28 protein-coding genes and 1 riboswitch are annotated in these 25894 nt (G+C 70.8%); of the genes, 12 read left to right on the forward strand and 16 right to left on the reverse strand.

Annotated features, from left to right (window positions below; all coding sequences use genetic code 11):
• The first annotated feature begins 258 nt into the window (after positions 1-258).
• The 6 genes from nadA to GH815_RS12165 all read left to right on the forward strand — a co-directional run bounded on the left by nadA (position 259) and on the right by GH815_RS12165 (position 5259).
• The gene (gene nadA / locus GH815_RS12140) at positions 259-1299 is read left to right on the forward strand and encodes a quinolinate synthase NadA (protein ID WP_153749045.1); all 1041 of its coding nucleotides are present in this window, start codon (positions 259-261) and stop codon (positions 1297-1299) included.
• Positions 1296-2876, forward strand: a complete 1581-nt coding sequence (locus tag GH815_RS12145; protein WP_343030830.1) for an L-aspartate oxidase — start codon at positions 1296-1298, stop codon at positions 2874-2876. Before nadA ends, GH815_RS12145 begins: the two co-directional genes overlap by 4 nt.
• Positions 2873-3724 (forward strand): carboxylating nicotinate-nucleotide diphosphorylase, encoded by an 852-nt coding sequence (nadC, locus tag GH815_RS12150; RefSeq protein ID WP_153749046.1) that lies wholly within the window; start codon positions 2873-2875, stop codon positions 3722-3724. The genes GH815_RS12145 and nadC overlap by 4 nt, the downstream gene beginning before the upstream one ends.
• A gap of 184 nt (positions 3725-3908) precedes the next feature.
• Positions 3909-4130, forward strand: coding sequence for a type II toxin-antitoxin system CcdA family antitoxin (locus tag GH815_RS12155; RefSeq protein ID WP_153749047.1), 222 nt, complete (start codon positions 3909-3911; stop codon positions 4128-4130).
• 12 nt (positions 4131-4142) lie between these two features.
• Positions 4143-4436 carry a CcdB family protein gene (locus GH815_RS12160; RefSeq protein ID WP_153749048.1) on the forward strand — a complete coding sequence of 98 codons (294 nt, stop codon included), beginning with the start codon at positions 4143-4145 and terminating at the stop codon, positions 4434-4436.
• A gap of 208 nt (positions 4437-4644) precedes the next feature.
• Entirely contained in the window at positions 4645-5259 is a 615-nt protein-coding gene (locus GH815_RS12165) for a DUF1989 domain-containing protein (RefSeq protein WP_153749049.1), read from the forward strand.
• Between the two features lie 207 nt (positions 5260-5466).
• On the opposite strand, the gene GH815_RS19530 is transcribed toward GH815_RS12165, so the two are convergent.
• The 4 genes from GH815_RS19530 to cobO form a co-directional block, all read right to left on the reverse strand.
• Positions 5467-5541 carry a VPLPA-CTERM sorting domain-containing protein gene (locus GH815_RS19530; protein WP_407072179.1) on the reverse strand — a complete coding sequence of 25 codons (75 nt, stop codon included), beginning with the start codon at positions 5539-5541 and terminating at the stop codon, positions 5467-5469.
• A 109-nt stretch (positions 5542-5650) separates the two neighbouring features.
• Positions 5651-7117: a cobyric acid synthase gene (locus GH815_RS12175; RefSeq protein WP_153749050.1), complete on the reverse strand. Its 1467-nt coding sequence runs from the start codon at positions 7115-7117 to the stop codon at positions 5651-5653.
• Positions 7114-8649, reverse strand: a complete 1536-nt coding sequence (locus GH815_RS12180) for a cobyric acid synthase (RefSeq protein ID WP_170290342.1) — start codon at positions 8647-8649, stop codon at positions 7114-7116. Before GH815_RS12180 ends, GH815_RS12175 begins: the two co-directional genes overlap by 4 nt.
• A gap of 97 nt (positions 8650-8746) precedes the next feature.
• The gene (gene cobO, locus GH815_RS12185; protein WP_153749052.1) at positions 8747-9367 is read right to left on the reverse strand and encodes a cob(I)yrinic acid a,c-diamide adenosyltransferase; all 621 of its coding nucleotides are present in this window, start codon (positions 9365-9367) and stop codon (positions 8747-8749) included.
• Between the two features lie 110 nt (positions 9368-9477).
• Positions 9478-9686: riboswitch (cobalamin riboswitch) on the forward strand.
• 155 nt (positions 9687-9841) lie between these two features.
• On the opposite strand from cobO, the gene GH815_RS12190 reads away from it, so the two are divergent.
• The 5 genes from GH815_RS12190 to GH815_RS12210 are packed head-to-tail and all read left to right on the forward strand — an operon-like array spanning position 9842 to position 13212.
• Positions 9842-10615, forward strand: coding sequence for a DUF4198 domain-containing protein (locus GH815_RS12190; RefSeq protein WP_153749094.1), 774 nt, complete (start codon positions 9842-9844; stop codon positions 10613-10615).
• Positions 10616-10626: 11 nt separating this feature from the next.
• Entirely contained in the window at positions 10627-11244 is a 618-nt protein-coding gene (gene cbiM, locus GH815_RS12195) for a cobalt transporter CbiM (RefSeq protein WP_153749053.1), read from the forward strand.
• The gene (locus GH815_RS12200; RefSeq protein ID WP_153749054.1) at positions 11241-11786 is read left to right on the forward strand and encodes a cobalt ABC transporter permease; all 546 of its coding nucleotides are present in this window, start codon (positions 11241-11243) and stop codon (positions 11784-11786) included. Before cbiM ends, GH815_RS12200 begins: the two co-directional genes overlap by 4 nt.
• A gap of 3 nt (positions 11787-11789) precedes the next feature.
• A complete protein-coding gene (gene cbiQ / locus GH815_RS12205; RefSeq protein WP_153749055.1) occupies positions 11790-12569 on the forward strand; it encodes a cobalt ECF transporter T component CbiQ in 780 nt (259 codons plus the stop codon).
• The gene (locus GH815_RS12210; RefSeq protein ID WP_153749056.1) at positions 12556-13212 is read left to right on the forward strand and encodes an energy-coupling factor ABC transporter ATP-binding protein; all 657 of its coding nucleotides are present in this window, start codon (positions 12556-12558) and stop codon (positions 13210-13212) included. Before cbiQ ends, GH815_RS12210 begins: the two co-directional genes overlap by 14 nt.
• Here the strand turns inward: GH815_RS12210 and cobF are convergent.
• The 6 genes from cobF to cbiE are packed head-to-tail and all read right to left on the reverse strand — an operon-like array spanning position 13209 to position 18319.
• Positions 13209-13952 (reverse strand): precorrin-6A synthase (deacetylating), encoded by a 744-nt coding sequence (gene cobF / locus GH815_RS12215; protein WP_153749057.1) that lies wholly within the window; start codon positions 13950-13952, stop codon positions 13209-13211. The two genes, GH815_RS12210 and cobF, sit on opposite strands and share 4 nt — an antisense overlap.
• Entirely contained in the window at positions 13945-14676 is a 732-nt protein-coding gene (gene cobA, locus GH815_RS12220) for a uroporphyrinogen-III C-methyltransferase (protein WP_343030832.1), read from the reverse strand. Before cobA ends, cobF begins: the two co-directional genes overlap by 8 nt.
• Positions 14673-15989: a cobyrinate a,c-diamide synthase gene (locus GH815_RS12225; RefSeq protein WP_153749058.1), complete on the reverse strand. Its 1317-nt coding sequence runs from the start codon at positions 15987-15989 to the stop codon at positions 14673-14675. Before GH815_RS12225 ends, cobA begins: the two co-directional genes overlap by 4 nt.
• On the reverse strand, positions 15982-16758 hold the full coding sequence (gene cobM / locus GH815_RS12230; RefSeq protein ID WP_153749059.1) for a precorrin-4 C(11)-methyltransferase: 777 nt from the start codon (positions 16756-16758) through the stop codon (positions 15982-15984). Before cobM ends, GH815_RS12225 begins: the two co-directional genes overlap by 8 nt.
• Positions 16755-17123 carry a cobalamin biosynthesis protein gene (locus tag GH815_RS12235; protein ID WP_153749060.1) on the reverse strand — a complete coding sequence of 123 codons (369 nt, stop codon included), beginning with the start codon at positions 17121-17123 and terminating at the stop codon, positions 16755-16757. Before GH815_RS12235 ends, cobM begins: the two co-directional genes overlap by 4 nt.
• Complete coding sequence (cbiE, locus tag GH815_RS12240) at positions 17120-18319, reverse strand: precorrin-6y C5,15-methyltransferase (decarboxylating) subunit CbiE (RefSeq protein ID WP_153749061.1); 1200 nt, start codon at positions 18317-18319, stop codon at positions 17120-17122. Before cbiE ends, GH815_RS12235 begins: the two co-directional genes overlap by 4 nt.
• Here cbiE and GH815_RS12245 point away from each other — a divergent pair.
• Positions 18318-19073, forward strand: coding sequence for a cobalt-precorrin-6A reductase (locus GH815_RS12245; RefSeq protein WP_153749062.1), 756 nt, complete (start codon positions 18318-18320; stop codon positions 19071-19073). The genes cbiE and GH815_RS12245 overlap by 2 nt on opposite strands.
• Here GH815_RS12245 and cobJ read toward each other — a convergent pair.
• Genes cobJ through GH815_RS12275 form a run of 6 tightly spaced genes read right to left on the reverse strand, consistent with a single transcriptional unit; the run spans position 19046 to position 25859 of the window.
• On the reverse strand, positions 19046-19798 hold the full coding sequence (gene cobJ / locus GH815_RS12250) for a precorrin-3B C(17)-methyltransferase (protein ID WP_153749063.1): 753 nt from the start codon (positions 19796-19798) through the stop codon (positions 19046-19048). The genes GH815_RS12245 and cobJ overlap by 28 nt on opposite strands.
• On the reverse strand, positions 19795-20523 hold the full coding sequence (cobI, locus tag GH815_RS12255) for a precorrin-2 C(20)-methyltransferase (RefSeq protein WP_153749064.1): 729 nt from the start codon (positions 20521-20523) through the stop codon (positions 19795-19797). The genes cobJ and cobI overlap by 4 nt, the downstream gene beginning before the upstream one ends.
• Positions 20520-21149 carry a precorrin-8X methylmutase gene (locus GH815_RS12260; protein WP_153749065.1) on the reverse strand — a complete coding sequence of 210 codons (630 nt, stop codon included), beginning with the start codon at positions 21147-21149 and terminating at the stop codon, positions 20520-20522. The genes cobI and GH815_RS12260 overlap by 4 nt, the downstream gene beginning before the upstream one ends.
• Positions 21139-24447: a cobaltochelatase subunit CobN gene (gene cobN, locus GH815_RS12265; RefSeq protein WP_153749066.1), complete on the reverse strand. Its 3309-nt coding sequence runs from the start codon at positions 24445-24447 to the stop codon at positions 21139-21141. Before cobN ends, GH815_RS12260 begins: the two co-directional genes overlap by 11 nt.
• Before the next feature lie 6 nt (positions 24448-24453).
• Positions 24454-25491 (reverse strand): cobalamin biosynthesis protein CobW, encoded by a 1038-nt coding sequence (gene cobW / locus GH815_RS12270; protein WP_153749067.1) that lies wholly within the window; start codon positions 25489-25491, stop codon positions 24454-24456.
• Positions 25488-25859, reverse strand: coding sequence for a DUF1636 family protein (locus GH815_RS12275; RefSeq protein ID WP_153749068.1), 372 nt, complete (start codon positions 25857-25859; stop codon positions 25488-25490). The genes cobW and GH815_RS12275 overlap by 4 nt, the downstream gene beginning before the upstream one ends.
• Positions 25860-25894 lie beyond the last annotated feature (35 nt).

The raw sequence follows: 25894 nt of genomic DNA on the forward strand, positions 1-25894 counted from the left end.
AAGGCGCGGGATTCGGGCAAGTCTTTTCTGTATCTTGTGGGCAGGGCAGGGGGCAGCACAACGGCAAGGCCCCGTTGACCGGACATCCGGGGCTGCCCGCCGACAGCAGGATGACCCCTTGGAAGGTTGCAATGTCCGGGGGCGTGGGGGCGCGGCCGACCCGCCGCGGCGACTGCGGCAAAGGGCCGCGGGTGCGGGTGCTGGACGGGGAGGATGGCAGACGCGATAGCGCTAACATCCCCAGCCACGGAGGGCGCGATGTTCGACGCCGGGACGGCCCTGTTGGCCCTGTCCGATCACTACGACCTTACCCCCTCGGCCGACAAGTTCGAGGCCACGCGCGACCGCTATGCCCGTGTCGCCCATGCCGTGCCGCCCGAGGACTGGGCCCGGCATGCGCCCCTGATCCTGGCGATCGACGCGCTCAAGGTGCAGCGCAATGCGGTGATCCTGGGCCACAGCTACATGCCGCCCGAGGTCTATCACGGCGTCTCGGACATCGTGGGCGACAGTCTGCAACTGGCGCTGGCGGCCAGGGATGTCGAGGCCGAGGTGATCGTGCAGGCGGGCGTTCATTTCATGGCCGAGACGTCGAAGGTGCTGAACCCCGGCAAGACCGTGCTGATCCCCGATGCCAGCGCCGGCTGTTCGCTGGCCGAAGCCGCCAGCCTGGCCGAGATCGAGGCGCTGCGCGCCGCCCATCCCGGCGCGGCGGTCGTGTGCTATGTGAACACGCCCGCGGCGATCAAGGCGGCCTCGGATGTGTGCTGCACCTCGGCCAATGCGGTGCAGGTGGTCGAGGCGATGCCGGGCGATACCGTCATCATGACGCCCGACCGCCATCTTGCGGCGAATGTCGCGCGCGAGACCGGCAAGCGGGTGATCCCCGCGGGCGGGGCCTGTATCGTGCATGAACGCTTTGCCCCCGAAGACCTGCGCGCCTGGCGCGAGGCGAATCCGGGGGCCACCGTGATCGCCCATCCCGAATGTCCGCCCGATGTGGTTGACGAGGCCGATTTCGCAGGCTCGACCGCCGCAATGATCGGCTGGCTGCGCGCGCGCCGCCCGCAATCGGCGCTGCTGGTCACGGAATGTTCGATGGCGGCCAATATCGCGGCCGAACTGCCCGAGGTGTCGCTGACCCGGCCCTGCAACCTGTGTCCGCACATGCAGAAGATCACGCTGGAAAAAATCCTTGCCTGCCTGCATGGCATGACCGGCGAGGTCAGCGTGGCGCCCGACCTGATCGCCCCGGCCCGGCGCGCGGTCGAGCGGATGATCGAGATCGGGCGCGCGTGAGCGACGGGGTCCGGACGGCGCGGGTTGTCATCCTCGGCGCTGGCATTGCGGGGCTGTCCGCTGCGCTGGCCCTGGCGCCGCGGCCGGTGCTGGTGGTTTCGCCCGCCCCGTTGGGCGAGGGGACGGGCTCGGCCTGGGCGCAGGGGGGCGTGGCCGCGGCAATGGGGGCGGGGGACAGTCCCGAGGCGCATGCCGCCGATACCGTGCGCGCAGGCGCCGGAACGGTCGACGCCGAGATTGCCCGCCAGGTGACCGCCGCCGCACCCGCGCGGATCGCGGAGCTGACCGATCTGGGCGTGCCCTTCGACCGCGATGGCGAGGGCGGCTATCGGCTGGGTCTGGAGGCCGCGCATAGTGCCGCGCGCATCGTGCGCGTCATGGGCGACCAAGCGGGCGGTGCGATCATGGCCCGGCTGATCGCGGCGGTGCGCGCGGCGCCGTCGATCCAGCTTGTCGAAGGCGTGCGCGCCCTGCGGCTGCACGTCGTGGCCGGGCGGGTTCGCGGGGTCTGGCTGGCCCGTGCGGATGGGGCCCCGACCCGGCCGGTCCTGCTGCGATGTCCGGCGGTCCTGCTGGCGGGCGGCGGTGCGGCGGGGCTGTTTGCCCTGACCACCAACCCGCCGCAAATCCGGGGCGAGGCGCTTGGCATGGCGGCGCGTGCGGGTGCGGTGGTGGCGGATGCCGAATTCGTGCAGTTCCACCCCACAGCGATCGACACGGGCGGCCCCGTCGCGGCGCTGGCCACCGAAGCCCTGCGGGGCGAGGGTGCGGTGCTGCGTGGCGCCGATGGCCACCGTTTCATGCCCGAGATCCATCCCGATGCGGAACTTGCCCCGCGCGACGTGGTGGCCCGCGCGGTCCTTGCGCAGATTCGCGCCGGCAACCGCCCCGTTCTGGACACCCGCGATGCCCTGGGCGCGCGCCTGAAGGACGAGTTTCCGGCCGTGCACGCAGCCTGCCTGCGCGCCGGGATCGACCCGCTGCGCCAGCCCATCCCCGTCGCCCCGGCCGCGCATTACCACATGGGGGGTGTGGCGTCCTGCCTGAGCGGCCAAAGCAGCCTGCCCGGGCTCTGGGTCGCGGGGGAAACCGCCGCCACGGGGCTGCATGGTGCGAACCGGCTTGCCTCGAACGGGTTGCTCGAAGCCCTGGTGCTGGGCCGCGCGGCTGCGGCCGATCTAGCGGCGCATGCGGGGCCGGTCGGGGCGGATTTCGCGCCCCCGGTCGTGCTGGACTGGGCAGACGACCCGACCCGACGCACCACAGACGCGGACGAGGCCGCCTTGCGCCAGCTCATGACCGATCATGTCGGCGTGCTGCGCGATGCCGAGGGGCTGCGCCATGCGCTGGCCGGGATTGCCGCGCTCGAAGCGGCCTGTCCCGGTGACGAGCGTTTTCTGAACATGACCGCCGCGGCCACGCTGATCGCCGCCGCCGCGCTCCTGCGCGAGGAATCGCGCGGGGGCCATTTCCGCACCGATTTCCCCGCACCCGATCCGCGTCTGGCCCATATCCGCCGCCTGACGCTGGATCAGGCGCGCAGCATCCGACGCCAGTCCCTGAAGGTTCCCGCATGATCCCGCCCTTGCCCGACCTGATCCTCGAACCGCTTGTCCGTGCCGCGCTGCTGGAAGACCTGGGCCGCCAGGGCGATGTCACCTGCCGGGCGGTGATCCCGGCGGGGGCAAGTTGCACCGCCCATCTGCGCGCCCGTCAGGGCGGCACCGTCTCGGGGCTGGCGGTGGCGGCGCTGGCCTTCCGGCTGGTCGATCCGCGCCTTTCGATCCTGCCCCATGCGGCCGATGGCACGCCCTGCGCGCCCGGGCAGACGCTGATGACCGTCTCGGGCGATACCGCCGCGATCCTGTCGGCCGAGCGCGTCGCGCTGAACTTTGCCGGGCGGCTGACGGGCATCGCCACATTGACCGCCGCCTTTGTTGCGGAAACCCGGGGAACGCGCACGCGGATCACCTGTTCGCGCAAGACGACGCCGGGGCTGCGCATGGTCGAGAAACAGGCCGTGCTGCATGGCGGGGGCACGAACCACCGCTTTGACCTGTCCGACGCGATCCTGATCAAGGACAACCACATCGCCGCCGGGGGCGGGCTTGCGCATGTCCTGCCTGCGGCCCGCGCCGCCGTCTCGCACATGATGAAGATCGAGGTCGAGGTCGACACGCTGGAGCAACTCGATACCGTCCTGCGGATCGGTGGCGCCGATGTGGTGCTGCTGGACAACATGACGACCGCGCAACTGGCCGAGGCCGTGCGCCGCGTGGACGGGCGGCTGGTGACCGAGGCATCGGGCAACATGCGGCTGGACCGCATCGCCGAGGTCGCGGCGACCGGGGTCGACTACATTTCGTCCGGTGCGCTGACCCATTCGGCCCCGGCCCTGGATCTGGGGCTGGATATCGACGGCTGACCTGTCCCAGGCGCCGTCTTCTCCGCTTGCGTGGGGTTGAACGCCACGATCCTGGCAGATTGCGATGCCGTCAGGGGAGGGCGACAACCATCCCGTCTTGGGGGCGAGAGCCTTAGCCGCGTCTTGCCCGGGGACGGCGCCTCGATTATACTCCTTCTCGATACGCCTTTTGCGAGAGGCAGAGATGGCGCGTGTGAAAGTGAATCTGACGCTGGACGCGCAAGTTGCGGAAACGGCGCGGTCTCTTGGCCTGAACATGTCGCGACTTGCCGAGGCGGCCATCATCGAGGCGGCCAAGGTCGAACGCAATCGTCTATGGCGCCAAGAGAACCGGGCGGCGATTGATGCCTATGCCGAAGAGATTGCCCGAGAGGGACTGCCCCTTGCGCAGTTTCGAAGCTTCTGAGGCGTCAGGGCCATGGCGCAGTTCGATCTTTTTCGTCTGAAAGGCGGACAGCTTGTCGTCGACCTTCAGACGGATCTCATCGGCATTGATGCGTCGCGCATCGTGGCCCCGTTGCGTGACGCAGGTCGTTATGCCGCGTTCCCGGGCCTCACACCCTCTGTCGACTTTGACGGTATGGCGTGGATCGTCCGGGTTCAGGAACTGGCCGCCGTGCCAAGGGCAGAGTTGCGCGAACCGGTCGGCTCCTTGGCCGAACATCGCGACTCTCTGAAACGCGCGCTGGATATCCTGATCGACGGTTTCTGACCCGGCGTCAATGATCTGGTCCTGTCGAAGGGGTCGAAGCCCCTTGCCGCGCGGGATGACCTGTCCGGAGCCCCGGCAGGCCATGCCCCGCCCGGTACGTTCGCGCGGGTCTGACCGCGCTGCGAATGCGCAATATCCGAAGGCTGGCTTGCCAAGGCCCCGCGAAACTGATCGGATTGGCCAACACGGATCAACCGGAGGGGTGGCGATGTCCGAAGATCCTGAGCGCATCACGATACCGGCGCGCAAGGGCCGGGCCGTGCGGCTTTCGGCGGGGGAAGCCATCGAGATCATCAATACCCATGGCTCGCAGGTCGTCGATACCTGGGTGTTCAATGCCGAGGATCCGACCGAGTTCCTGTCGAACGAGCACATGCGCGCCACGCTGGGCAAGCTGTGGCCGGGCGAGGGCGATGCCCTGATCACCAACCGCCGCCGGCCGATCATGGTTCTGGAAAAGGACACCTCGCCCGGTCGGCACGACACGCTGATCGCGGCCTGCGACGATTATCGCTACGGGCTGCTGGGATGCGCCGACTATCACGACAATTGCACGGACAACCTTCATGCCGCGCTGCGTCGGATCGGGATCAACCTGTCCGCATGTCCCAGCCCGCTGAACCTGTGGATGAACATCCCGGTTGCGGCCGACGGCAGCACGAGCTGGGGCGAACCCTTGTCCAGGCCGGGCGATCACGTTGTCCTGCGTGCGCAGATGGACTGCATCGTGGCCATGTCCGCCTGCCCGCAGGACATTCTGCCGATCAACGGTGCAGCATGTCGGCCGACCGAGGCGCATTACCGCGTTCTGGCCGCCCGCTGACGAAACCCTGGCGACGGCCGCAATTCTTGCCGGTTCCGCATCCGCCGGGATGTCGCCGCAGCACGCCTTCGCGGTCCGGGTGATCGCCGGAAGCTGCGCTCCACCGGCGAGATCGTTGGCGATCCTGTTTTTCCGCCGTCGGTGCGGTCCCGGATGTATTCTCGTGCTGGCTCGCCCGCAGGTCGCGAGCGAACCGGTCGGGGACGGTCAGGATCGGCGCCGCGCGATGCCGAGCAGCCCAAGTCCCCCGAGAAGCAGAAGTGCCGAGGCCGGGAGCGGGATGGGCCACCCAGAAGCGGGGCCGCATAAGCGTTATAAGATAACATTACGCCGCGCAATCCGGTTTCTGACGCCCGCGCGCGGCTGCGCAGAATGCGGACCGGAGTCGGTCCTAGCGCGATTGCGGGCGGGCCAGGCGCAGCAGCGCATCCAGGTCCAGATCTGCCTCGATCTCGTCGGCAAGGGCGTTCAGGGCGTGGTCAAGCCGCGCGGCATGCTGCGTTTCCGTCGCGCGCCCGCCCATCGCCGTCAGCCAGTGACCGCGGAAGCCATCCGCGCCGAACAGCCCGTGCAGGTAGCTGCCCATCACAAGGCCATCGGCCGAAATCGCGCCCTCGGGCCTGCCGCCGATCCGCAGCCACGGGCGGTCGAGCCCCGGGCCGGCGGTTCGGCCCATATGCATCTCGTAGCCGGTGACGCGCAGGCCGGTGATTTCGTCCGTCGCGTCGATCTCGGCCAGCCGCTTGTCGGCCGTGAGCGTGGTCACGACATCGAAAAGACCCAGCCCCTCGGTTTCGCCGGGCGGCCCCTCGATGCCCTCGGGATCGCGCACCGCTTGTCCCAGCATCTGGAACCCGGCGCAAAGCCCGACGATCCGTCCGCCGCGGCGCAGATGCGCGCGCAGGTCGATGTCCCAGCCCTCGGCCCGGACCGCCTCCAGCGCGGTGCGCGTCGCCTTGGAGCCGGGAAGCAGGACGATGTCGGCCTCTGCCGGGATGGGCTGGCCGGGGCGGACCCAGCGCAGATCGACGCCGGGTTCGGCGGCCAGCGGGTCGAGATCGTCGTAATTCGCCATCCGCGGCAGTTCCGGCACCGCGATCACCAGCCCGCCCGCTGCACCGCGCTTGCGCCCGAAGCCCAGCGAATCCTCCTCGGGCAGGGCGCGCGCGGCGTCGGACCAGCGCACAAGGCCCAGCACGGGCCAGCCGGTTTCGGCCCTTATATCCGCGGCTGCGGGGGCGAAGATGTCCGGATCGCCGCGGAACTTGTTCACGATCACGCCCGCGATGCGGGCGCGTTCGGGGTCGGTCCAGAGTCGGTGATGCCCGATGACGGCCGCCGTGACGCCTCCGCGCGAATCGTCGCCCACCAGCAGCGCGGGCAGGTCGGCGGCCTCGGCCAGACCCATGTTGGAAATGTCCTGCGGCCGCAGGTATCGCTCGGCCCCGCTGCCCGCGCCTTCGATCAGCACCAGATCATGGGCGGCCGACAGGTGCCCCAGGCTTTCGACCACCGCGGCCCGGAGCCCGGGTTTCAGCCGCTGATAGGCGCTTGCCGAATACCGCCCCAGCACGCGGCCCTGCACCACCACCTGCGCATCGACATCCGTTTCGGGCTTGAGCAGGACGGGGTTCATGTGGACAGACAGCGGAACGCCCGCCGCGCGCGCCTGCAACGCCTGCGCCCGGCCGATCTCGCCGCCATCGGCGGTGACGGCGGCGTTGTTCGACATGTTCTGCGCCTTGAACGGCGCCACCTTGAGGCCGCGCCGCGCATAGGCACGGCAGAGCCCCGCGACCAGCAGGCTCTTGCCCACATCCGAGCCGGTGCCCAGCACCATCAGCCGCCGCGCGGTCATCGCGCCAGCGCCAGAAGCGCGTCCAGATCGAGATCGGTTTCGATCTGATCGGCCAGCGCATCGAGCGCCGCCTCGATCTGGGCGCCATGCTCAAGTCCCGAGCCGATACCCCCCATCGCCCCGATCCAGTGCGTCCGGTAGGCATCGGCACCGAACAGCCCGTGCACATAGCCGCCCATCACAAGGCCATCGGCCGAAACCGCCCCCTCGGGCTGGCCGTCAAGGACCAGCCATGGCCGCGCAAGCCCGGGGCCGGTCGTGCGGCCCATATGCATCTCGTAGCCGGTCACGCGGGCGCCGCTGATCCGGTCGGTCGCGTCCAGCTCGACCAGCCGTTTTTCGCGGGTGATGGTGGTATCGACCTCCAGCAGACCCAGTCCCGGCGTCTCGCCGGGCGGGCCCTCGATGCCGTCGGGGTCGCGCACCATGCGGCCCAGCATCTGGAACCCCGCGCAGATGCCCAGCACCCGACCGCCCCGGCGCAGATGGGCGCGGATGTCGATATCCCAGCCCTGTGTGCGCAGCGCATCCAGCGCCTGGCGCGTCGTCTTGGAGCCCGGCAGCAGCACCACATCGGCCTCGGCCGGAATCGGCTGGCCCGGGCGGACCCAGCGCAGATCGACGCCGGGTTCCGATGACAGCGGGTCCAGATCGTCGAAATTCGCCACCCGGTCGATCTGTGGCACCGCGATCACCAGCGCACCGCCCGCCGACCGCGCCGGGCGTTCCAGCGCCAGCGCATCCTCGGCCGGCAGCAGCGCCGCGCCCTCGAACCAGCGCGCCACGCCCAGAAGCGGCCAGCCCGTGATCCCGGTGATGGTGCGGCAGGCGGGTTCGTAAAGCGAGAAGTAGCCGCGGAACTTGTTGACGACATAGCCCGCGATCCGGGCGCGTTCCTCGGGCGTGTGCAGAAGCCAGCTTCCGACCAGCGCCGCCATCGCGCCGCCGCGGTCATTGTCGGTCAGCAGCACCACCGGCAGGTCGGCGGCCTCGGCGAACAGCATGTTGGCAATGTCGGACCGGCGCAGATGCGTCTCGGTCCCGGCGCCCGCGCCCTCGACCAGCACCAGATCGGCGCTTGCCGCGATGCGCCGGTAGCTGTCCAGCACAGCAGGCAGCAGAAGCGGCTTGAGCCCGTGGTAATGCCGTGCGGGCCAGTTGCCCAGCGGTCGGCCGCGCAGCACCACCTGCGAGCCGACCATCGCCTGCGGTTTCAGAAGCACGGGGTTCATGTGGATCGACGGGGCCAGCCCCGCGGCGCGGGCCTGCAACGCCTGCGCCCGGCCGATCTCGCCCCGCGGCTGCACCCCGTCCGGGCCGGGTGGCAGGTCGCTGTCCACCGTCACGGCGGCGTTGTTCGACATGTTCTGCGCCTTGAACGGCGCTACCTTGAGGCCGCGGCGCGCATAGGCACGGCAGAGCCCCGCGACCAGCAGGCTCTTGCCCACATCGGAACTGGTGCCCTGGATCATCAGCGCCCGGCCCAGACGCGGCGGGGCAGGGTCGAGGATCGGCACCGCGATCTCGGGCATCGGTGGCGGGGCGTCGTCGGGGGGCAGGTCAAAGGTCATCGCGCAGTCCTTGTCAGGCCGCGGGTGATGCGGCCCGGGCCGGGCCCTGTCAAGCCGCTCAGAACTCGACCCCCGGCTGGCCCCTGATCCCGGCCCGGAACGGATGCCGGACCAGCGTCATCTCGGTGACCAGGTCCGCCGCCTCGATCAGCGCCTCGGGGGCGTTGCGGCCGGTCAGCACGACATGGGTCATGGGCGGTTTCTCGTCCCGCAGGAAGGCCAGCACCCTGCCCGCATCGAGATTGCCATAGCGCAGCGCGATGTTGATCTCGTCCAGCAGGACCATGCGGATCGCCGGATCGCGGATCTGCTCCTGCGCCTTCTGCCAGCCGCGTTCGGCCGCGGCGATGTCGCGTTCGCGGTCCTGGGTTTCCCAGGAAAATCCCTCACCCATCGCGTGGAACTGGCACAGATCGGCGAAATGCTCGCTCAGAAGCCGCCGCTCGCCGGTATCCCACGCCCCCTTGACGAATTGCACGACCGCGCAGGGCATCCCGTGGGCGATGCAGCGCAGGATCATCCCGAACCCCGCCGAGGACTTGCCCTTGCCCGCGCCGGTATGGACGATGATCAGCCCCTTTTCGGCGATCGCGCCCTCCAGCTTGCGCTCCTGCGCGGCCTTGCGCTTGGCCATCTTGGCGGCGTGGCGCGCGTTCTCGTCGGTCTCGATCCCGGTCATGTCCTGTCCTTGCGTCTGTTCCGCCGCTCAGGATGGGCCGCGATGGCGCCCGCGTCAAACCGCTGCGCAGGGAAATGTCCGGCGCAATTGACAACCCGGTGTCGCGCTGACAAGACAGGGGCGTGATCGGTTCCTTCGGCTGCCTGCGTGGCCGGAGGTGAAAAGGGAACGCGGTGCGCCCGGCAACGGGCAATTCCGCGGCTGCCCCCGCAACTGTAAGCGGCGAGCGCGGCTGTCTATGCCACTGGGGCAACCCCCGGGAAGGCCAGCCAAGCGACGACCCGCAAGCCAGGAGACCTGCCGATCCCCCGTGCCGCCTGACCGGCGCGGTTTCCACCGGACGCCGGGGTGCGCGTCTGGCCCGGATCGGCCATGTCGGCCCGTTCGAGCCCTCTGTCCCCGTTCGTCCTTTCCGATCGCGGCGCTGCCGCTACCGATGAAAGGAGACGACCCTTGATCTTCCACGGCAATCTGATGACCGCCGCCCTTGCCCTGACGCTGGTGCCCGGGCTGGCCACGGCGCATTTCCAGCTGTCCCATGCCGGGGACGCCCAGATCGACCGGCCGGGCGATGTCCCGGTCAAGCTGATCTTCTGGCACCCGTTCGACAACGGCCACGTCATGGACATGGCCGAGCCGCTGGAATTCTATGCCATCCATCGGGGCGAGAAGATCGACCTGAAGGGGAGCCTGACGCAGACCACCTTCGCGGGCGCGGGCAACACGGGCCTGTCCTGGGACGGCAGCCTGCCGGTCAGACGCGCGGGCGATTACGTTCTGGTGACGGTTCCGGCCCCGTATCTCGAAGGTTCCGAGGACATCTACATCCAGCAGATCACCAAGACCTATCTCAACCGCGGCCAGATGCCCACGGACTGGACCGAGCCGCAGGGCCTGAAGGCCGAGATCGTTCCGATGGTAAAGCCCTACAACGTGATTGCGGGCTCGACCTTTACCGGGCGGGTGATGTCGAACGGCGCGCCCGTCCCGGGTGCCGAGATCGAGATCGAGTTCATGGCGGCAGAGCCCGACATGGCCACCGGCCGCGCCGGACCGCCCACTGCAAGCCCGATGCCGGGCGGCGCCGTGGTCGCGATTGCGGACGGGAACGGCTATTTCACCTTCGGCATCCCGCGCGCGGGCTGGTGGGGCTTTGCCGCGCTTGGCGTGGGACCGGACACCGAACATGAGGGCAAGGAACTCAGTCAGGACGCGGTGATCTGGATCCGCGCCTACGACCTCGACTAGGGAGCGGCGCCATGCATATCGTGGACGGGGCGCTTGCGGGCGAGGTGGTGATCGGCGGGGCGGTGCTGGCTGCGGGCGGCATCGCGCTGGGGCTGCGGCATCTGCCGCTGGAACGGATACCGGCTGCGGGGGTGCTGTCGGCGGCGTTCTTCGTGGCCTCGCTGGTCCATGTGCCGGTCGGCCCGTCCTCGGTACATCTGATCCTGAACGGTCTGGCCGGGCTGGTGCTGGGCTGGGCCGCGTTTCCGGCGCTGTTCGTGGGGCTGTTGCTTCAGGCGGTGTTCTTCGGTTTCGGCGGGCTGACGGTTCTGGGGGTGAACACGGTGGCCATCGCCCTGCCGGCGGTGATCGTGCATTACCTTTTCCGTCGCGGCGTGACGCAGGGTGCGCCCCTGAGTGCTGCGATCTGGGCGGGGATGGGCGGTGCGCTGGCCATCGCCCTGACCGCGGGCGCGGTGGGCGCGGCGCTGGCACTGTCGGGCGCGGGCTTTGTTCCGGCCGCGAAACTGGTTCTGGTTGCCCATGTCCCGGTCATGGCGATCGAGGGGGTGCTGACCGCAACCGCCGTCTATCTGGCGGCGCAGGTCAAGCCCGACCTGTTCGACACGCTGAAAGGAAGATCGGCATGATCCGCACGGGTGTTCTGCTGCTGTGCCTTGCCCTCGCGCCGCTGAGCGCACAGGCGCACCGCGTCGTCGCCGCGGCCTATCCGGCGGGCGAGATGATCGAGGGCGAGGTGGGGTTTTCCAATGGCGACATGGCCGCGCATCAGCTGATCGAGGTGTTCGGCGATGACGGCACCCGTCTGGGCGAGGCGATGACCGATGCCAATGGGGTCTTCCGCTACCGGCCCGACCGGCAAGGCCGCCATGTCTTTCGCGCCGATCTGGGCGCGGGCCATGTTGCGGAGTTCGAGCTGGGCGCGGACGAGATTGCCGCCATCCTTGGCCAGCCGGCCGACGCGCCCGCTGCCAGCCTTGCGGGGCTGTCCGAGGCCGACAGGGCCGCCATTGCCTCGATGCTGCGCGACGAGTTGCGCCCGCTGCGCCGCGAGATTGCCGCGCTGAAGGAACGGAATGGCATGCAGTCGATCCTGGGCGGGATCGGCTATATCGCGGGGCTGTTCGGGCTTGGCTTCTATCTCGCCGCGCGGCGGCGGTTGCGGGGCTAGCGGATGGGCCATGTGCTGACCGAGGGCCTGCATGGGCCGGGCCGGGCCGACGGCCCGCTCGAGCGGCTGGATCCGCGCGCCCGCATCCTGGGGGCGGCCGCCTTTGGCGTGGTGACGGTGGCCTGCACGCACCTGGCGGTGCTGGCTGCGGCGCTGGCGCTGGCCTTCGGGCTGTTGCTGGCCTCGGGCCTGCCGCCGGGGCGCGCGCTTCGGCGCATGGCGGCGATGGACGGTTTCATCCTGCTGCTGGTGCTGACGCTGCCCTTTACCACGCCGGGCGCCGCGGTCTTCACGCTGTGGGGACTGCCCGCCAGCCGCGAGGGGCTGGTGCTGGCCGCCGAAATCCTGCTGACGGCGAACGCGGTGGTTCTGGCGCTTCTGGCGCTGGTCGGCAGCCTGGAGCCGGTGACGCTGGGCCATGCGCTGCACCGGCTGAGAACGCCCGAAAGGCTGGTGCATCTGATGATGTTCAACATCCGCTATGTCGAGGTGCTGCGCGGCGAATACCTGCGGCTGCGTCTGGCGATGCGGGCGCGCGGCTTCCGGCCCGCGACCGGCTGGCACAGTTATCGCAGCTTCGGCTATCTGTTGGGCATGGTTCTGGTGCGCGCGGTGGATCGCTCGGAACGGGTGCTGGGCGCGATGAAATGCCGGGGATTCGCAGGACGCATCCCGCTGTTGCATGCGCTGGCCTATGGCCGCCGCGATGCCGTCTTTGCCGTCACCCTTGGCGCGGCGCTTCTGGCGCTGTGCCTTGCCGAGGCGGCCCATGCCGCTGCTTGAGCTGGACGATATCCATTTCGGCTATCCGGGCCATGCCCCGGTGCTGCGCGGGGCAAGCCTGCGGCTGGAGCCGGGCCAGCGGCTGTCGATCACCGGGGCGAACGGCTCGGGCAAGTCGACGCTCCTGCACCTGATGGTCGGGCTGTTGCGCCCGGTATCGGGGCGGGTGCTGGCCTTTGGGCAGGAACGACGGCAAGAGGCAGATTTCCACGAGGTCCGCCGCCGCGCCGGGCTGGTGTTCCAGGATCCCGACGACCAGCTTTTCTGCCCGACCGTGGCCGAGGATGTGGCCTTCGGCCCGATGAACCTGGGCAAGAACCGGGCCGAGGCGCTGGCGATCGTCGATGCGGTGCTGGACCGGCTGGGCCTGAGCCATCTGCGCGAGCGGGTGACCTACAAGCTGTCGGGCGGGGAAAAGCGGCTGGTGACGCTGGCCACCGTGCTGGCGATGGAACCCGAGGTGCTGCTGCTGGACGAGCCGACCAACGCGCTGGACGAGGCAAACGCCGCGCGGCTGATCGCCATCCTGCAAGCGTTGCCGCAGGCGATGGTGCTGGTCAGCCACGATGCGGCGCTGCGTGCGCAACTGGCGCCACGGGCCTTGCGGCTGAGCGGGGGGTGCCTGCGCGACGAGACGCCCTAGCCCCGCCGCATCAGGTAGATATCCATGATCCAGCCATGCCGCGCCCGAGCCTCGGCCCGCGCCGCCAGGATGCGCGGGCCGGTTTCGGCCAGCGGCCCCGACAGCGTCATCTGCTGCGCCATGCCCAGATAGGCCCCCCACCAGATCGAGATCCCCGCCGGGTCCAGGGTCTGAAAGGCGCAGCCGCCATCCAGCATCACTGCCAGCGTATCGGCGCAATCGGGCCAGCCGCCGTCGCGCAGCCGCCGCCCGGTGGTCACGAGGAAGGGCGCGCCCAGATCGTTCAGCGGGATGCGATGGGCGGCGCAAAGCGCCTGAAGCGCGGTGATGCCGGGCACGACGGTCACGCGCGGTTCGGGCACCAGCCGCGCCGCGATGCGCAGCGAACTGTCATAAAGCGACGGATCGCCCCAGACCAGCAGCGCCACCCGCCGCGGCGCGGGGTGGGCGCTGGCCACCGTCGCGGCCCAGACCCGGGCGATGGCGTCATGCCAGTCGCCGACCCCGGACAGGTAATCGCCGCTGTCGTCGCGCACCGGCAGATCGAATTCCGCGATCCGCCCGCCATCCTTGCCCAGCACGCGGGCACAGATGTCGCGGCGCAGGTCTGCCAGATCGGCCTTGTCCGTGCCCTTGCGCGGGATCAGCACCAGATCGGCGCCCCGGATCGCGGCGATGCCCTGCCCGGTCAGGTGATCGGGATTGCCGGTGCCGATGCCGATCAGGAACAGTTCATCCATTGCCCGCCTCCCCGGCCAGCGGCCCGTACAGGATCAGGACCGGCGCGGGCGAGGATGCCGCGGCCAGCGCCCCGGCCAGTGCCGCGACGCTGCTGCGTTCAAGCCGCTGGTCGGGTGTCGTCACGCCCTCGGTCAGAAGGGCGGGGGTGTCGCCCGGCAGGCCGCGCGCGATCAGCGCCTCGGCAAGCCCCGGAAAGGTGCGCCGCCCCATATAGACCACCGTGGTCGCGTGGGGATCGGCCAGCGCGGCAAGGTCCAGATCGGCGGGCAACTGGCCGGTGACATCATGGCCGGTGACGAACTGCACCCGCCGCGCGGTCAGGCGGCGGGTCAGCGGAATGCCCGCCGCGGCCGCCGCGGCGCAGGCGGCGGTGACGCCCGGCACGATCTCGTAGCCGATGCCTGCGGTGCGCAGCGCCGTGATCTCCTCCTCCAGCCGTCCGAACAGCCCCGCATCGCCCGATTTCAGCCGCACCACCCGCGCGCCGGTGGCGGCGTAATCGACCAGCAACCGGCTGACATGATCCTGTTTCGGCGAGGCGCGGCCAGCCCGCTTGCCCACGCCCACCAGATCGGCCCCCGCCCGCGCATGGGCCAGGATCGGCCCCGAGGACAGATCGTCGAACAGCACCGCATCGGCGCGCTTCAGCCGGTCCACGGCCTTCAGCGTCAGAAGCTCGGGATCGCCCGGGCCGGAGCTTACGAAACTGACAAAACCGCTCACGCGACATCCTCTGCGATCAGGTGAAAGAAACTGCCGGTGACATGCCCCCGGACAGAGCCGGTTTCCGGCACGGGGTTGTCCCCGGCATCGGTGACGCGGGCAAGCGGCGCGTCGGGCTGGTCCAGGATCGTCGAGTAATGGAACTCGTGCCCGCGCAGGCTGGTCCCCGCACCATGCCCCGGCATGGGTGCGGCCAGCACCGCCCGGCGATAGCCCAGATGCAGCCGCCGGTTCTGATAGCTGGTGACCAGCCCAAGCAGCCCCGCCATCGCGTGCCGCGTGCCGTCGGCGTCGATCAGCGCCTGCCCCAGAACCATGTAGCCGCCACATTCGCCGTGCACCGGGCGGGTTTCGGCATGGCTGCGCAGTCCGGCGCGGAAGCGGGTCGCGGCAGCCAGCCGCCCGGCGTGAAGCTCGGGGTAGCCGCCCGGCAGCCAGACCAGATCGGCCGACGGGTCGGGCGGCTGGTCGGCCAGCGGCGAAAACGGCAGGATCTCGGCGCCCTTGCGTCGCCAGCCCTCGATCAGGTGCGGATAGGCAAAGGAAAACGCCGCATCGCGGGCCAGCGCGATCCGCTGCGCGGGCGGCGTGGGCCAGCGCCCCGGCGCGCCCGTGGCCCCGCCGCGCGCCGCCGCGCGCAGGGCCGCCAGATCGGCATGGTCGCGCAGAAAGGCGCCCAGCCGGGCCAGCACCGTTTCCAGCCCGTCCTGTTCCTGGGCCTGTACCAGCCCCAGATGCCGTTCGGGCAGTTCCAGATCGCTGCGCCGGGGCAGCGCCGCGAAGACCGCGATCCCGAGCCGGGCCATTTCCTCGCGGATCATCACCTCGTGCCGGGCTCCGGCCACGCGGTTCAGGATCACACCGGCCAGGGGCGGCGCGTCGGGATGGCGGACAAATCCCAGCGCGGTGGCCGCCGCCGATTGCGCCTGTCCCGAGACATCCAGCACCAGCACCACCGGCCAGCCAAAGCGCCGCGCGATGCCTGCGCTTGTGCCGCGCCCCGAGACACCCGCCGCCGTGGTCCCGTCGAACAGGCCCATGGACCCCTCGGCAATCGCCAGATCGGCGCCCGCAGCCTGCTGCGCCAGCGCGTCCAGCAGGCCGGGATCCATCGCCCAGCTGTCCAGGTTGAACGATACCCGCCCCGCCGCCAGACCGTGAAAGGCAGGGTCGATATAATCGGGGCCGTTCTTGAAGGGCTGGACGGCCAGCCCCAGATCGCGAAAGGCGCGCAAGAGGCCCAGCGTCACGGTCGTCTTGCCCGTGCCGGAAGCGGGGGCGGCGATCACCAGCCCGGGGGGGATGTCAGACATGGTCCCGGCCCCCGGCCCGCTGCGGACGAAAGCGCCGGTCGTAATCCGGGGCGTAAAGGCAGCTTTCGTCGAAGCCTTCGGCGCCCAGCGTGGGGCCGACCAGGATCAGCGCGGTGCGCTCGATGTCCTCGGGCAGCAGGGCTTCGATCGTGGCAAGCGTGGCGCGCAGGATGCGCTGATCGGGCCAGCTTGCGCGATAGACCACGGCCACCGGGCAATCAGCACCATAGGCGGGCGTCAGGTCGGCCACCACGCGGGCAAGGTTGTGGATCGACAGGTGAATGGCCAGCGTCGCGCCGGTACCGGCGAAATTGGCCAGGCTTTCGGTCTCGGGCATCGACGAGGCGCGGCCGGGCGTTCGGGTCAGCACCACCGATTGCGCAAGCCCCGGCAGGGTCAGTTCCGCCCCCAGCGCCGCCGCCGCGGCGGCGAAGGAGGGCACGCCAGGGGTGACGCTGACCGGGATGGCAAGGGCCTTCAGCCGCCGGATCTGTTCCCCCATCGCCGACCAGATCGACAGATCGCCCGAATGCAGCCGCGCGACACCAAGCCCCGCCTCATGCGCGGCGCGGCATTCGGCGATGATCGCGTCCAGATCCAGCGGCGCGGTGTTCACGATCCGCGCGCCGGGCGGGCAATGGGCCAGGATCGCCTCGGGGATCAGCGACCCGGCATACAGGCAGACCGGGCAGGCGGCGATCAGGTCGCGCCCGCGCAGCGTCAGCAGGTCGGGCGCGCCGGGGCCGGCGCCGATGAAATGGACGGTCATGGGGTGTCTCCGGTTGCGATGGCGCAGGTGGCCATCCGGTCTTTGGAAATCCGGCGCGGGCAGGTCAGCCGCGCGCCCGGCCCGGCGGCGGCCAGCGCGGCGGCCTCGGCCACCGATCCGGTGCCGCGGGTGGCGCGCACGCGGGGCGCCTGGGTGGGGGTATCGATGGCGGCAAGACGCTCGGCGGGGATGGCGCGGATCGGCAGGCCCAGCCGGTCAGCCAGCGCGGTCAGGCAGGGCGCGGCGGCCTTGTCGGCGGGGGCGGCAAGCGCGCTCAGCCCCTGTGCCCCGCCTGCGCGGGCCAGCGCATCGGCCAGGCTGTGCGCCCCGGCGGCGGCACGAAACCCGAAGCCTGCCACCTTCATCGCGTCACGCTCCATTGCACGACCGGATAGGCCGCGCGCCAGCCGCGCTTGCGGCCCAGCGGCTGCGCCTCGGCCAGCTCGATGCGCAGGAGGCTGCCGCCCTCTGCGCCATGCCAGCGGGCCAGCAGCGCCTCGGATTCAAGCGTCACGGCATGGGCGACAAGCCGGGTGCCGGGGACAAGACGCGCCCAGAGGTCGGACAACAGCGCCTCGGACAGTCCGCCGCCGATGAAAACGGCCTGCGGCGGGTCAAGACCGTCCAGCGCCCCGGGCGCGCGGCCTTCGACCACGCGCAGCCGGTCGGCGCCCAGGGCATCGGCATTGGCGCGGATGCGGGCGGCACGGGCCGGATCGGCCTCGATGGCGGTGGCCTGCATCGCGGGGTGACAGCCCAGCCATTCGATCGAGACCGAGCCCGAGCCGCCGCCGATATCCCAAAGATGCTCGCCCGGCCGGGGCGCCAGCGCGGACAGCGCCAGCGCGCGGACGGGGCGCTTGGTGATCTGGCCGTCATGCGCGAACATGGCGTCGGGCCAGCCGCTGGCCGCGGGGATCGTCGCGCCCGTCCCGGCAACCTCCAGCCCGACGCAGACCGGATGCGCGATATCGCCCGGATCGAGCGTTCCGGCACTTGCCCGGCGCAGCCGTTCACGCGGACCGCCCAACGCCTCCATCACCCAGAGCGTGCTTTCGCCAAAGCCCTGCGCGCTCAGCCATCCGGCCAGATCGCCCACCGCCGGCCCGTCGCGCACCAGCACCAGCACCCGCGCGCCGGGCGCCAGATGCGGGCGAAGCCGGGCAAGGGGGGCGGCGTGCAGGCCAAGGCAGGCTGTGATGTCCAGCGCCCAGCCAAGCCGGGCGGCGGCCAGCGAAAAGGCAGATGGCGCAGGCAGCGCGTGCCATTCGCCGGGGGCGAAATGCCGGGCGATCACCGCGCCCGCGCCGAACCAGAACGGATCGCCCGAGGCCAGAACGGCAACCGGGCGGCCGCGCAGGGCCTGAAGGATCGGCAAGCCGTCGGCAAAGGGCACGGGCCATGCGATGCGCTCGGCCGTCAGATCGGGCAACAGCGCCAGATGCCGGGGCGCGCCCATGATGATTTCGGCCGCTTCCAGCGCGGCGCGGCTTGCAGGCGGCAGGCCGTCCGGGCCATCCTCTCCCAGACCCACGATGTTCAACCACGGACGTTCAGCCATGCGCCCGAACCTTCTGATCCTTGGCGGCACGACCGAGGCAACCGCGCTGGCGCAGGTCGTGGCCGCGCAGGGCATCGCCGCCACGATGTCCTTCGCGGGCCGGGTGGAGCGCCCCAAGCCGCAGCCCGTCCCGGTTCGGATCGGCGGCTTCGGCGGGGCCGAGGGACTGGCAGCTTGGCTGACGGCGCAGCGCATCAGCCATGTGGTCGATGCCACCCATCCCTTCGCCGCACAGATGAGCCGGAATGCCGTCGCCGCCTGCGCCGCCGCCGGCGTGCCGCTGCTTGCGCTGACCCGGCCCGCCTGGGCACCGGGGCCGGGGGACCGCTGGCAGCGCGTGCCCAACATAGCAGGCGCGGTCGCGGCTCTGGCCGGCCCCCCGCGGCGCGTGATGCTGGCGGTCGGGCGCATGCATCTGGATGCCTTCGCCGTACAGCCCCAGCATTTCTACCTGCTGCGCCTCGTCGATCCGCCGGACGGGGCCATCCCCCTGCCCGATCATCACGCCATTATCTCGCGCGGCCCCTTCACAGAGGCAGACGATCGCGCGCTGATGCAGGACCACAGGATCGACCTCGTGGTGTCGAAGAACGCGGGCGGCACGGGCGCGCGGGCCAAGATCGACGCGGCGCGGGCGCTGGGCCTGAAGGTGGTGATGATCGACCGTCCGGCGCTGCCCGAGCGGCGAGAGGTCTCGACCCCGGCCGAGGTTCTGGACTGGCTGGCTCATTCCGGGGCGGACCTCGGGGTATAGACGATGGGCGCGCCATCGCGGGCGATGATCCGGGTCAGCGACGAGCCGACGATGACCAATGTGCGCATGTCGGCCATTTCGGGCCGGGCCTCGGGCAGCGGGACAACGCGGATCGCTTCCTCGGGGGTGGTGACGGCGCGGGCGAAGATCACCGGCCGATCATCGCCGCAGGCGTCGCGCAGCACGCCAAGCGCGCGGGCAAAGCCCTCGGGCCGGGCCTTCGAGCGGGGGTTGTAGAAGGCCATGGCGAAGTCGGCCTCGACCGCCAGGCGCAGGCGTTTCTCGACCAGCGCCCAGGGCTTGAGGTTGTCGGACAGGTTGATCGCGCAGAAATCGTGGCCCAGGGGCGCCCCGGCCCGCGCGGCGGCGGCCAGCATTGCGCTGATGCCGGGCAGCACGCGGATGTCGAGATCGCGCCAGGGCTCGGGACCTGCCTCCACCGCCTCGAACACCGCCGAGGCCATCGCGAAGACCCCCGGATCGCCGGAGGAGACCACGACCACGCGCCGCCCCGCAGCGGCCATTGCCAGCGCATGGGCCGCGCGGTCGAGTTCCACCCGGTTGTCGGAGGCGTGCAGCGTGAGCCCCTCGCGCCGGGCCACGCGGGCAACATAGGGGATGTAGCCCACCACGTCGGTCGCCTCGGCCAGCGCCGCCGTCACCTCGGGCGTCACCAGCGCCTCCGATCCGGGGCCCAGCCCGGCGATGGCGAGCCACCCTCTCATGGCCGGCGCCCCTGACCGTGGACCAGCGCGATCGAGAAATAGGGGGCGGTCTCGCCCGGATAGTCATCCAGCCGCGTCACGCTCTGCCCCGGCATCGCGGCGTATTCGACAAGCCATGCCTGCCCGGCCCGGCCCGCCTGCGCCAGAGCGCGGCGCAGCTTGGGCAGGTGGCGACCCATCTTCATCACCACGATCGCATCGGCGGCGCGGATTCCGTCGATCAACGCCGCCTCGGGCAAGGTGCCGGGCAGCACGGTCAGGATGTCGTCGCCCCAGGTGATCGGCGCGCCCGTCGCCGTCCAGGCGGCCGACATGCCGGTGATTCCGGGGACCACCTCGACCGGCACGCGGCCCGCAAGGCGGGTATAGAGATGCATGAACGAGCCGTAGAAGAACGGATCGCCCTCGCACAGCACCACGACATCGGCGCCGCCCTCGGCCAGCGCGGCAAGGCGCGCGGCACACTCGGCATAGAAGCCCGACAGCGCCTGAGCGTAGCGCGGATCGTCAAAGGGAATCTCGGTCGTGACCGGGTATTCCATCGGGTGCTCGGTCGCGCCCGCGGGGATCAGCCCCTCGACGATCTGGCGGGCCTGTCCGGCGTGGCCGGCCTTGCGGAAAAAGGCGACATGGGCGGCGCCGCGCAGCAGACGGTCGGCGCGCACGCTCATCAGGTCGGCGGCGCCGGGGCCAAGACCAAGGCCATAGACGGTGCCTGCACTCATTCCGCGCGGCTCGCGATGGCGTTGATGGCGGCGACGGTGATCGCGCTGCCGCCCAGCCGACCCTCGACGATGCAGCAGGGCACGGGGCGGGCCTCCCACAGCGCTGCCTTGGATTCCGCGGCGCCGACGAACCCCACCGGGCAACCGATGATCGCGGCGGGGCGCGGGCAGGCGGGGTCTTCGAGCATGTTCAGCAGATGGAACAGCGCGGTGGGCGCGTTGCCGATGGCGACCAGCGCGCCCTGAAGCTGCGGGCGCCACAATTCCAGCGCGGCGGCGGACCGGGTGTTGCCCATGACGGCGGCACGCTCGGCGATGCCGTCGGCCTGCAAGGTGCAGATCACCGCGTTATCGGCGGGCAGGCGGGCGCGGGTCACGCCCTCGGACACCATGCGCGCATCGCACAGGATCGGCGCGCCCGCCTCCAGCGCGGCGCGGGCGGTGGCGACGAAACCGGGGGAAAAGCGGATATGCGGCGCGAGCCCCACCATCCCGGCGGCGTGGATCATGCGCACCGCGACAGGTTCCTCCTCGGCATCGAAGCGGGCGAGGTTGGTTTCGGCGCGGATGATGGCAAAGGACTGCCGGTAGATCGCGGCGCCGTCCTTTTCGTAATCATGGGGCATTCTGGGTCTCCGTCATCAGGGCGGCGGCGATGGAATTGCGGCGGGTCTGCCAGAGCCCGGCTTGGACCAGCGCCTCGAACCGGGCGCGTAGCGCGGCCAGCGCGGCGGGGTTTTCGGCCTGCATGAAGGCGCACAGATCCGCATCGGCCAACGTCGCGTCATAGTAAAGATCGAACAGATGCGGCGGCACGACGCCCGCCAGATGGGCAAAGCCCGCAAGGTGATCGAGCGTTGCCGCGATCTCGGCGGCGCCGCGAAAGCCGTGGCGGCGCATGCCGGCAAGCCAGCCGGGATGGGTGGCGCGGGCGCGCACGACGCGGGCGATTTCCTCGGTCAGGGGGCGGGCGCGCGGGCGGGCGGGATCGGTGTTGTCAAGGTGATAAAGCGCAGCCGCGCCGCCCGTGACGGCCTGCGCGGCGGCAAACCCGGCCTCGTGCGCGGCATAATCGGCTGCCAGAAGCAGGTCGGTTTCGGGCAGATCCTGCGCATGCACGAACGCATCCGCCCCCGCCACGCGCGCCCGCAGCCCCGGCGCGTCGGGTCGCGCGCCCTCGCCATCCAGCGCCCAGGCGCTTGCGGCAAGCCATGCCTCGCCCGCGGCGTGGCGGGCGGCGTCGGTATACTCGTCCAGCGCCGCGCCCATGCCCAGCCCGTAGCTTGCGGGCGCGGGGCCATAGACGCGCGGCGCCGGGGCCTGCCCGGCATAGGGGTTCCAGTCGGGCGCCTCGTCCCGGGCCGCAAGTGCGCGCACCGCCTGCTGGAACAACGCCGACAACGTGGGAAAGACATCGCGAAACAGCCCCGAGACGCGCAGCGTCACGTCCAGACGGGGCCGGTCGAGCAGCGCGATGGGCAGCACCTCGATCCCCGAAACCCGGTCGGTGCCCTCGTCCCAGAGCGGTTTCACGCCCAGAAGATGAAGCGCCATGGCGAAATCCTCGCCTGCGGTGCGCATCGTGGCCGAGCCCCACAGGTCCACCACCAGCCCGCGCGGCCAGTCGCCATGGTCCTGAAGGTGGCGGCGCACCAGTTCCTCGGCCAGTTTCACGCCCTGCGCATGCGCCGCGCGGGTGGGCACGGCGCGGGGATCGGTGGCAAAGAGGTTGCGCCCCGTGGGCAGCACGTCGCGCCGCCCGCGATGGGGCGAGCCCGCAGGCCCCGGCGCGATCCGTCCGCCCGCCAGCGCACATAGCAGCGCGGCGCGTTCGGCGGCGACCGAAGGGGCGGGATCGAAGCCGCACCCGCCCGCGGGCAGGCGGCCGAAGACATGCAGCCCGTCGCCGAACTGGCTTTCCTTGATGTCGCACACGAAGCGATCGATCCGGGTGATCGCCTCGGCCGGGCTGGCGGCGGCATCAAGGCCCAGATCGTCCTCGACGCCAAGCGCCTGCGCCTCGGCGCGGATATCGGCCTGCAACCGGTCGCGGCGCCGGGGATCAAGCCCGTCGGCATTGGAAAACTCGTCCAGCAGCGATTCCAGCCGGGCAAGGCGGTCGGGCGTGCCGCTTGTGCGTTGCGGCGGGGGGATATGGCCGATGGTGACGGCCCCGATCCGGCGGCGGGCCTGCGCGGCCTCGCCGGGGTCGTTGACGATGAAGGGATAGATCACCGGCAAGGTGGCGATCAGCGCCTCGGGCCAGCAGGTGGGCGACAGAGCCACGGCCTTGCCGGGCAGCCATTCAAGCGTGCCATGCGCGCCCATATGGATCAGCGCATCGGCATGCACGGCCTCGCGCAGCCACAGGTAGAAGGCGACATAGCCATGGCGCGGGGTGCGGCCGAGGTCGTGATAGTCGCTGTCCCGGGTCTGGCCATCGCCGCGTTCGGGTTGCAGCGCGACCAGCACCGAACCGCGCCGCGTGGCGGCAAAGCGAAAGGCGCCGTCCCGCACCGCCGGATCGGCCTCGGGCGGCCCCCAAGCCTTGTCCAGCGCGTCGCGCAGGCTGACGGGCAGGCGGGCCAGCGCCACGCGATAGGCGTCAAGCGGCCAGTCCAGAGTTTCACGGGCCAGCGCCTCGGCCAGCGGCGCGCCGGGTGCGGTGGGGATGCCCGCCTCGGCCATGTCCGCCAGCGCCGCCTCGGCCGAGGCCAGCGCGTCAAGGCCGACCGCATGCGCCATCTGCCAGGGCCGCCCGGGATAGGTCGACAGGATCAGCGCGGGGCGGCGGTCGGCGGCCGGGCTGCGCGACAGCCGCAGCCAGGCCAGCACCCGCCCGGCGATGGCGGCGATGCGCTCGGGGTCGGCGCGGTGGGCGATGCGGGCGAATTGCAGATGGGGATCGCGCGCGCCCGCCTCCTTGAACGAGGCGACACCGGCAAGGATGCGCCCGTCCACCTCGGGCAGGACGACATGCATGGCCAGATCGGCGGGCGACAGCCCCCGCTCGGCCCCGTCCCAGGCGGATCGGGTCGAGGTCGCCAGCGCCACCTGAAACACCGGCACCCCCGCGGCATCCAGCGGCGAGGCACCGCAAGCGCCGCGGCCCGAAAAGGCGGTGGCGTTGACGATGGCATCGGGGGCCAGATGCGCCAGTTGCCGCGCCAGCCAGCCCGCCGCCTCGGGCGTCTTGAGCGAGGGCACGAACAGCGCGGTCACATCGCAGCCGCGGGCACGGAAGGCATGGAAAAGCGCCTCGATCGGGTCCAGATCGGCCGCGGTCAGATAGGCGCGGTAAAAGGTCAGGGCGATATGCGGCCGCCCGGGTTCGGGCGTCAGCCGCGCGGGGCAGGTGACGCCATGCTCGGGCGTCCAGGCCCCGACCTGCGGCACCGCCTTGGCGCCGATCACCGGCCCGGCATAAAGCCCCGCAGCCAGCGCCATCTGCGCCAGTGCCGCCTGCGCCGCCACCGCGCCGCCGGTATCGCAAAGCTGCGCCAGCCGCCGCAGGGTAGAAACCGGCAGCGTCGAGGCCGCATCGAGCCGCGGATCGGGGCGGCCATCGGCGGGCAGCACGGCCAGCGCGATGCCCCGCGCCTGGGCCAGCGCCTGCACCTGTTGCAGGCCATACTCCCAATAGGCCCGCCCGCCGATCAGCCGGATCAGGATGCCCCTGGCGCCCGCCAGCGTCCGCTCGGCATAGGTATCGACGGACAGCGGATGTTTCAGCGCGGCAAGGTTCGCCAGCCGCAGCGTCGGCATCCGCCCCTCGGCCCCGCCGCCCCGCTGCCAGCCCGCCGCAAATGCCCCCAGATCGCTGTCCGAAAAGGACAACACCACCAGATCGGCGGGCGTCTGCCCCAGATCGGTCGGCGTGCCGGTTTCGTCCAGCCCGTGGCTTTCGCGGAAGACGACATGCATTCCGCCTCAGCCCCCCAGCGCGGCGCGGATCGCGCCTTCGTCGATATCGTCATGCTCTGCAATGATCACCAGCCGCGTGACGCGCGGCTCGTCGGGCGCCCAGGGACGGTCGTACTGGTGGCGCACCCGCGCGCCCACCGCCTGCACCAGCAGGCGCATCGGCTTGCCCGCGACGGCGGCATGGCCCTTGACGCGCAGGATGTTCTGCTTGCGGGCAAGGGTTTCGATGCGACCGGCCAGGATCGCCGGATCGGCCTGTTCGGGCAGCTCGATCACCACGCTGTCGAAATCCTCGTGGTCGTGGTCGTCCGCGCCGTCATGGTGGCTGGGCCGGGCATGCAGATCGTCCTCGGCCGCGGCGCCAAGCCCCAGGATCACGCGGGGGTCGACCGCGCCCTCGGCCACCTCGATCACCGGCAGCGGGCGCGGTGCCTCGGCCGCGATGGCGGCGCGCGCGGTCGCGACGCCTTCGGGGCCGGCAAGATCGGGCTTGGTCAGGAGCACGATATCGGCACACGAGATCTGGTCCTCGAACACCTCGGACAGCGGCGTTTCGTGGTCCAGGCTGTCATCGGCGGCCCGCTGTGCGTCGATGGCGGCGATGTCGGGGGCAAAGCGGCCTGCGGCCACCGCCTCGGCATCGGCGACCGCGATCACCCCGTCGACGGTGATGCGCGAGCGGATATCGGGCCAGTCGAACGCCTTGAGCAGCGGCTTGGGCAGGGCCAGCCCCGATGTTTCGATCAGGATGTGATCGGGGCGCGGATCCAGCGCCAGAAGCGCCTCGATCGTGGGGATGAACTCGTCGGCCACGGTGCAGCACAGGCAGCCATTGGCCAGTTCGACGATGTTTTCCTCGGGGCAATCGGGCAGCGCGCAGGATTTCAGGATGTCGCCATCCACGCCCACATCGCCGAATTCGTTGACCACCACGGCCAGCCGCCGCCCGTCCGCGTTCTGCATCAGGTGACGGATCAGCGTCGTCTTGCCCGCGCCCAGAAAGCCGGTGATGACGGTGACGGGCAGCTTGGAAAGGTCGGTCATTCGGGGGCCTCCATGGGGGGAATGCGGGCGATGCAGTTCTTGCGGAAATGCTCCGGCCGGTCGCGCCAGGGCACGAGGCCGCCGGGCGCATCGCGGAAAAGCGCAGCGCCCTCGGCGATCAGGGGCGCCTGGGCGGGGTCGAGATTGCCGTAGACATAGCTCCAGCGGCCCGGGCCGCGCAGCGCCACGGTGCAGCCGCGGGTGCAGTTCGACAGGCAGTCGGTGGCGATCAGGCGCACGCCTTCGGGCAGGCCATGGGCCGCCAGCGCATCATGCAGCAGCGCGCCGGGGCGGGGGGCGTCGGGGTCGGCGCGGCGGCAGGTCGTGCAGACCAGCAGATCGACCGCACCCGGATGCGCGGTGTTCATTGCCGTTCGGCCCCGCAAAAGCGCAAGAATCGTGT

Source organism: Rhodovulum strictum (assembly GCF_009649175.1).
Taxonomy (GTDB): Bacteria; Pseudomonadota; Alphaproteobacteria; order Rhodobacterales; family Rhodobacteraceae; genus Rhodovulum; species Rhodovulum strictum.